This window comes from Luteibacter sp. ME-Dv--P-043b (assembly GCF_030209605.1).
In the GTDB taxonomy this organism is placed as follows: domain Bacteria; phylum Pseudomonadota; class Gammaproteobacteria; order Xanthomonadales; family Rhodanobacteraceae; genus Luteibacter.
The window spans coordinates 26,275-33,096 of the sequence record NZ_JARVRT010000047.1 but is presented as its reverse complement, the minus strand read 5'-3'; the positions used below and the strand labels follow the sequence as shown (position 1 = coordinate 33,096).

At 68.3% G+C, this 6,822-nt stretch carries 8 protein-coding genes; 5 read left to right on the top strand and 3 right to left on the bottom strand.

What is annotated here, in order from left to right:
* Nucleotides 1-254 precede the first annotated feature (254 nt).
* The 5 genes from QRN34_RS18925 (at nt 255) to QRN34_RS18905 (ending at nt 4,444) form a co-directional block, all read left to right on the top strand.
* On the top strand, nt 255-1,565 hold the full coding sequence (locus QRN34_RS18925) for a methyl-accepting chemotaxis protein (protein WP_036137050.1): 1,311 nt from the start codon (nt 255-257) through the stop codon (nt 1,563-1,565).
* Nucleotides 1,562-2,263 carry a flagellar basal body P-ring formation chaperone FlgA gene (flgA, locus tag QRN34_RS18920; RefSeq protein WP_285407021.1) on the top strand — a complete coding sequence of 234 codons (702 nt, stop codon included), beginning with the start codon at nt 1,562-1,564 and terminating at the stop codon, nt 2,261-2,263. Before QRN34_RS18925 ends, flgA begins: the two co-directional genes overlap by 4 nt.
* Before the next feature lie 102 nt (nt 2,264-2,365).
* Nucleotides 2,366-2,677, top strand: a complete 312-nt coding sequence (flgM, locus tag QRN34_RS18915) for a flagellar biosynthesis anti-sigma factor FlgM (protein WP_285407018.1) — start codon at nt 2,366-2,368, stop codon at nt 2,675-2,677.
* Nucleotides 2,674-3,117 (top strand): flagellar protein FlgN, encoded by a 444-nt coding sequence (locus tag QRN34_RS18910; protein ID WP_285407010.1) that lies wholly within the window; start codon nt 2,674-2,676, stop codon nt 3,115-3,117. The genes flgM and QRN34_RS18910 overlap by 4 nt, the downstream gene beginning before the upstream one ends.
* A 52-nt stretch (nt 3,118-3,169) precedes the next feature.
* Complete coding sequence (locus QRN34_RS18905; protein ID WP_285407009.1) at nt 3,170-4,444, top strand: HDOD domain-containing protein; 1,275 nt, start codon at nt 3,170-3,172, stop codon at nt 4,442-4,444.
* Nucleotides 4,445-4,452: 8 nt separating this feature from the next.
* Here QRN34_RS18905 and QRN34_RS18900 read toward each other — a convergent pair whose 3' ends face one another.
* From QRN34_RS18900 to QRN34_RS18890, 3 genes are read right to left on the bottom strand one after another with little or no spacing between them, the layout of a single operon-like run.
* Nucleotides 4,453-4,863, bottom strand: a complete 411-nt coding sequence (locus QRN34_RS18900; RefSeq protein WP_285407008.1) for an MAPEG family protein — start codon at nt 4,861-4,863, stop codon at nt 4,453-4,455.
* Nucleotides 4,864-4,879: 16 nt separating this feature from the next.
* Nucleotides 4,880-5,941, bottom strand: a complete 1,062-nt coding sequence (locus tag QRN34_RS18895) for a TMEM43 family protein (protein WP_285407007.1) — start codon at nt 5,939-5,941, stop codon at nt 4,880-4,882.
* Nucleotides 5,920-6,816: an MBL fold metallo-hydrolase gene (locus tag QRN34_RS18890; RefSeq protein WP_285407006.1), complete on the bottom strand. Its 897-nt coding sequence runs from the start codon at nt 6,814-6,816 to the stop codon at nt 5,920-5,922. Before QRN34_RS18890 ends, QRN34_RS18895 begins: the two co-directional genes overlap by 22 nt.
* Nucleotides 6,817-6,822 lie beyond the last annotated feature (6 nt).

Sequence of the window (6,822 nt, the reverse complement as noted above, 5' to 3'; positions counted from 1 at the left end):
CGTTTTCGCGAGACAGGGATGTCGAGTCGAAAACCCCCGTTCGAAGCCCGACCCGGCCCGTAGGGCAATCAATACATGGCCGCGGAGCGGCTTTCATTGACGGGTCGCCGCAGGCGTGGCCGCGAGGGTGGCACCCGCCGGCTCTTGCCCCAAGCCGCTAAAGGACAAAGGTGGCACGCGGATTGCTTGGCTCAAGAACGACGGCTCCTGGACGATTACTAGGGGCGACCATCCGACCAAGCGAAAGCGAAATCATGACCCTCCTCTGGAGCCAGCACGTACGCCTCCTCGCCAACGCCGCCGCCACGGGCGACGCCGCACGAGTCAGCGCCCTCTCCGCCCAGTACCCGGCGGCCGCCAGCGCGCTCGGCGCCTTGCTCAGGCCTGCCGAGGTGCCGCGAACGCCGCCGGCCACCACCATCCAGGCGATCGAGCAGCAGGGCATGGTGCTGACCAACGCGCAGGCGCTGGGCGTCAGCCTGCAGGATCTGGTGGGCAACCTCGAGGGCGCACGCGACACCGCCGGTCGATTGACGGAGGCCAGCGCCAGGATTTCGACGGCGATCGACCACGCGCACGGCAGCGTCGCGGGCATGGCCGAGTCCGGTAACCAGGGCCAGGCCACCGCAGGCGATCTCGACGGCCAGCTGCGCCTGCTGCGTAGCGCCCTGTCGGGCATGAGCCGCAACCACGCCCAGTTCTCCGAATACTTCACGGCAATCCGCAAGCTGACCGCAGCGGTGCAGGACATCGCCCACCAGACCAATCTGGTCGCCCTCAACGCCGCCATCGAAGCGGCGCGTGCCGGTGAAGCCGGCCGCGGCTTTGCCGTCGTGGCCGACGAGGTGAAGCAGCTGGCCGAGAAGACCACGCAGGCCACCGCCGAGATCGACCAGGTTACGCAGACCGTCGGCGAGTTCTCCGGCCAGCTGGACGACGCCGTGCAGAACAGCCTGCGCCGCCTGGACCAGACCCAATCCGGTATCGCGGGCATGCAGGCCTCGCTGGGGCGCGTCGATGCCGCCGTGCGCGGTGCGCAGGGCAGCCTCGATGCCGCTCGTGAGGGCATGGGCGCACTGAATACTCGTGTCGCCGCCATCCAGACGTCGCAGACGTCGCTGGGTCGCATCGGTAACGAGGCACGTCGCCAGGCCGATGCCGGGGCGCGTGCCGCCGTGCTGGCGCATCGCCTCAGCCTTGCCCGCCTCGAGACCGATGGCGCCCTCGACGCCGCCGGACTCAGCCAGATGATCCGCGAAGCCTGCCAGGGCCTCCGCTATGCGGTGGAACTGGCGTCGCGCGACCCGGCCGGCCTCGATCGCCGCTGGCTGGATACCACGCCGCTGATGCGCTGCATCGACCAGCTCCGTGTGCGCCGCCCGGATGTATCGATCGATGGGATCCGCGGCGCCGGCGAGCGCTTCACCTCGATGGCCTCGCAGTTCGCCATCACGCTGGGCGAAGGTCGCCATGCCGACGCCAGCCACATGGTTGCCGGGCTCAACAAGGAACTGGATACCGTGATCCAGGGCCTGTCCGCTGCCCTCGCGGAGCGCGCTGCGTGATCCGTCGCGCCCTGCCCTGCGGGATCGCCCTGGCGACCCTGTGCGGCTGGCCGCTCGCCGCGGCGGCGGCACAGCCGATCGACGCGGTGAGCCAGGCCGCGGTGACCTGGCTGCAGACCCACCGCGCGCTGCCCGGCACCCGCATGGTGCTGGAGGCCGCGCCGCTGGACAGCCGGCTGCGCCTGGCCGACTGCCCATCACCCCTGGATGCCTCCCTGCCGGGCAATCGCCCGTTGAACGCGCGCGTCAGTGTCACCGTGCGCTGCCCGGTGCCGGGTGGCTGGACGGTGCGGGTGCCCGTGATGGTCAAGCTCTTCGCCCCGGTACTCGTCAGCAGCCATCCGCTGGCACGCGGCGACGGGCTGGGCGCTACCGATGTCCATACGGAAGAACGCGACGTCGCTACGCTGGCCTATGGCTATATCGCCGACCTGGAGCAGGCCGGTGGACGGGCCCTGGCGCGCCCGGTCAACGCCGGCACCGTGCTGACGCCGGGCATGCTGGCCGGCCGCCAGGCCGTACGCATCGGCGACGCCGTCAGTATGGAGGCCAGCGTCGAGGGCGTGGTCATCCGTGCCGAGGGCGTGGCCATGGGGGCCGGGGACACCGGCTCGCGGCTGAAGGTGCGCAACGCCTCGTCGGGCAAGGTGCTGGATGCCGTGGTGCGGGGACCGGGCTTGGTCGCGGTGCTACCCTGAGCAAAAGCCCGACCGCGTCACATTTCCGACACCGCGCCAGTTAAAGTTCTCCGACGGACCGCCGATAAGGATCTTGAGGGACAACAGATCCGAGGAAAAACCATGACCAACACCATCAAGCCAGGTATTCCTAACCAGCAGCCGGCGGTGCAGCTCCGCACCCAGAACGCCGCCACGGGTTCGGCCGCCCCGACGCAGAACGCCAGCCCGGTTCGTCCGAGCGGTGACAGCGTCAGGATCACGGACTCGGCCAAGGCGCTGGATGCCGCCAGTCGCGGCGACGGCATCGACGCCAAGCGCGTCGACGAGATCCGCTCGCGTCTCGCCGAGGGCAGCTACAAGCCCGACGCCCAGGCCATCGCCAGCAAGTTTCTTGCGATGGAAGGCCAGATCGGAGGCGCCAGCAGCGCATGAGCCCGACGCCCGCCTCCGACTTCGACGTGGCGCTAGGCGCCGTCATGGGCGACCTCGCCCGTGACGTCGATGCGCTGCACGCCAGCCTGATCGATGAGCGCATGGCGCTCGACCAGGCGAACATGCCCGCGTTGGAAGTCGCCGGACGGACCAAGAGCCGCCTGCTGGACCACATCGAGAAACTCGATGTCGAGCGCCGCCAGATCAGCGACGCCGCCGGTATCGACAGCCTGCACGACCCCCGCTGGTCGCCGACCATCGAGCGCCTGCTCGAGTGCCGTCGGCTCAACGACGTCAACGGCCGCATCGTGGCACAGCGCATGGCCCATGTTCGCCAGGCCCTGGCCCTGCTGGCCGGCGATGCGCCCGGCGGCTCGACCTACGGCCCCACCGGCGCGACAAAAGTAAGACTTCGTTCCGGGATGCTGGCCCAGGCCTGACACCCCGGCACACGCGATACCGCGGGTTCACCACACGGCGTACGAGACAGTCATGGCAGCATCCCCCCAGCCGATAGCGGTGAACGACGATGGCATCCTGCCTATCGTCCGCGTGCCCATTCTGGACAAGAAGCAGTCGCTGTTCGCCTACGAGCTGATCTTCCCGCGGCCTGCCGGCACCGACATCGAGACGGCTGCCATCGCGCATACGCAGGCCACGCTCAGCGCCATCGCCGACGGCAGCCTCAAGCGCCTGGTGCGCGACAACCGCGCCTTCCTGCACATGTCGCGCTCGCTGCTGCTGGAGCATGCCGACATCCTGCGTCACAACGCGCGCCTGGGTGCCAGTATCGGCGCCGATGTGGGCAGCGACGACGCCCTGCTGACCAAGCTGCGTGAGCTGAAAAGCCACGGCTGCCTGTTCATGCTCGAGGATTTCAACCTCCCCGCCGACCCGGAACACCGTGCCGGCGTGGATGCCCTGCTGCGTATCGTCCAGTTCGCCAAGATCGCGGTGGACCACCGACACCCGGTGGCAGCGCGGGCGCACATGGACTACGTGCATGCGTTCGGCGTCAAGGTCATCGTCACCGGAGTCGACACCCACGAGAACTTCGTCGACTACGCCGAACAGGACGTCGACGGTTTCCAGGGCAAGTACCTGCTTCGTCCGGAGCGGGTGGACATGCCGCGACTGACGCCCAGCAAGCTGGGTGTGCTGCGCCTGATGGGCGCCTTGCAAGACCCGGAAAACGGCCCCGTCGAGATGGGCAAGATCGTCCGCGACGATGCCATCCTCAGCTACAAGCTGCTGGGCTGCGTCAACTCCGCCTACTTCGCCCTGCCCCGCCAGCTGAAATCGGTGGAACAGGCCGCCGTGTTCTTCGGCGTCAACCGCATGCGCAACTGGATCTTCACCATGGCCGTTTCGGGCATGGACGAGCGTCCGCCCGAGCTGCTGCGACTGGCCCTGGTGCGCGCGCACATGTGCGAAAAACTGGCCCGAAGCATCAAGCCCGAATTGCAGGAGATGGCCTTTACCGCCGGCCTGTTCTCGCTGCTGGATACCTTGATGAACGCGTCGATGGCCTATGTGCTGGAGCACCTGCCCCTGGCCATCGAGATCCGCGAGGCGCTGCTGGACGGTACCGGGCCTTTCGCCACCATCCTCGACCAGGTGCGCCACTGGGAACAGGGCGAGGTGGAAAGCGAAGACGCGCTACGCGAGCAGCATGTGACCGCCATGGCCACCATGTATGTCGAGGCGACCAGCTGGGCGGATCACGTCTACGCGTTCGCGGACGGCTCCGCCACCGCCGAGGCCTGATCGCCGGCTCAGAGTGTCGCCGGCGCGATCAGGTGGATCACCACGTACTGCCAGATCAGCATCGCCGCCATGGCGAGGATCACCAGCAGGGTCAGCCCCGCGCCGATGGCACGCCCCGCCGAGACGCCCGGGGTCTGCGAGAGCCCGATCGCATGCAGCACGCGGGCAACCACCAGCACGATGCCGAACACGTGCAACAGCATCGGCAGGGTCTGGTTGAGCTCCAGCACCAGCAGCAGGATCAGCGCCAGCGGCACGTACTCGGCGGCGTTGCCATGGGCACGCGCCGCACACGCCACGGCGCGGTTGCCACCATCGCCCAGCCCGATGCTGGTGCGCCGGCGCAGCCGTATCACCCGAATGGCGAGTCCCATCATCAGCAGCGCAACCAGCGCCGCATACAATCCCGTGATACGCATGCCTTGTCTTCCCAGGTCAGTTCGATGCCGGTGAGGTTTGTTGCTGCACACGCCAGATGGCCAGCCCCGCCCCCAGTACGGCGACGAGCAACCATACGCTGGCAGCCATCGCGTCGCCAGCCATCCACATCACACCGGCCACGGACGCGACGATAACGGCCCCGGTACCGGCGGCGAAAAGCACGTCGCGGCGCAGGCGACTGGTGCAGGCAAGCAGCAGCGCGCCCAGCGAGGCGGCGAGGAAAGCGGCCAGGCGCACCCAGGTCACGCCGCCCGGCGCCTGCGGGAGCACGGGCATGACGTCGAGCAGGCTGCGGACGCCCACCTGCACGTCGAACCCGGCATCCCCTTCCCTCACCGGCGTACCGGGCACCAGGGTGTCGCCATCGATGCGGGCCAGCACGGTCATCGACTGCACGGGCACGGCTTCCCAGGAGATGCGCAGGTCGCCCAGGCGCGGGTTGTCCGGCCTGGCGCTGGTGACCAGCGCATCGCCGGCGCGCTGGAAGGTGGCGGCGAAATTGGCCGGCAGCTTCTTCTCGTCCGGCGCGACATCGACGCGACCGGGGAACGCCCGCAGGATGGGCGTGGACAGCCGGAAATGACCGAGCCTGACCTCGCCCGCCTCGAACTGACGCCCCTGGATCGGGAAGGCGCCTGGGTTGACGTGCCCCGCCGGCTTGGCGAACGCCGAGGCATCGATCGGGCGATCGACCCAGTCCACCTCGTAGTGCGTGACCCCACCGACCGTGATCTCACGCCACTGGTACATCTCCACATGGCGCACGAGCACGGTGGACTCGACACGTACGTTGAAGTCCGCATCGCGCGGCGCATCGATGATCTTAGGGACACCGGTGACCCGGGTCAGCGATCCGTATTGCCCCGCGGAGGGTCGCCCGTTCGCGCCCAGGTCGAGTACTGCCGCGCCGCCGTGGCGGGCGACGGCGGTGCCGTAATCCATGACACGCCGTTCGTTCCAGGCGATCAGACCCAGCCCTACCAGGAGCAACGCCGCACCGGCCAGCCGTGACGCCCAGGCCAGGCCGGTGTGTTTCATCGTGTGTCTGGACCGCATCCCGATTCCCGTATCGCACCCGGCTGGCTATCGACGCCGGCAAGTCTCTCCAGCATATCGGCCGCGAGGTAGCGGCCTTTATCGTCTTTTACAGGCGTGGCTGCGGCGCAGTGTTCGTCGTGAGTGAAAAACAGTTTCACCCCGCGCGCGATCTTGTCGTCGAGGAAGGCCTTCTTCTCATCGATCAGCTTCTCGGGCCAGCGGTCGTAGCCCATGGTCACCGGCACATGCACCCACGCCGTGCCCGGGATCAGGTCGGCGCAGAAAGCCACGCCGCCCACTTCAGCCAGCATCAGTCCCGGTGTGTGTCCTTCGGAAAACTCGAAGCGCACGGCCTCGCCCAACGAAGTCGCGACACCCGGCTCGACCAGCTCGAGCCGGCCGCTCTCGTCGAGCAACCGCACGATGTCCGGAATGAACGAGGCACGATCGCGCGGATGCGGATCGGTCGCGCGGGCCCAGTGCGCGGCACCGACAAGGAAGCGCGCGTTGGGAAACAGCAGCCGTGCCGGCTCGCCATCCGCCCAGGGCGCCAGCAGCCCGCCGGCATGATCGAAGTGCAGATGCGACAGCACCACCACGTCGATGTCCTCGTGGCGGAAGCCGGCCTCGGCTAACGACTCCAGCAGCACGTGCCGGTCTTCCATCACGCCGTAACGCTCGCGCATGGCGGGCTCGAAGAACGCACCGATGCCCGTCTCGAACAACACGTTGCGGCCCTCCAGCCCGGCCGCGAGCAGGCAGCGGCAGGCCAGGCGAATGCGGTTGTGCTCGTCGGGCTCGGCCCAGCGCGACCACAGCGCGCGAGGGGCGTTGCCGAACATGGCACCGCCGTCCAGCTTCTGCGAATTACCCATCAGCGACCACAGCTTCATGTGTGC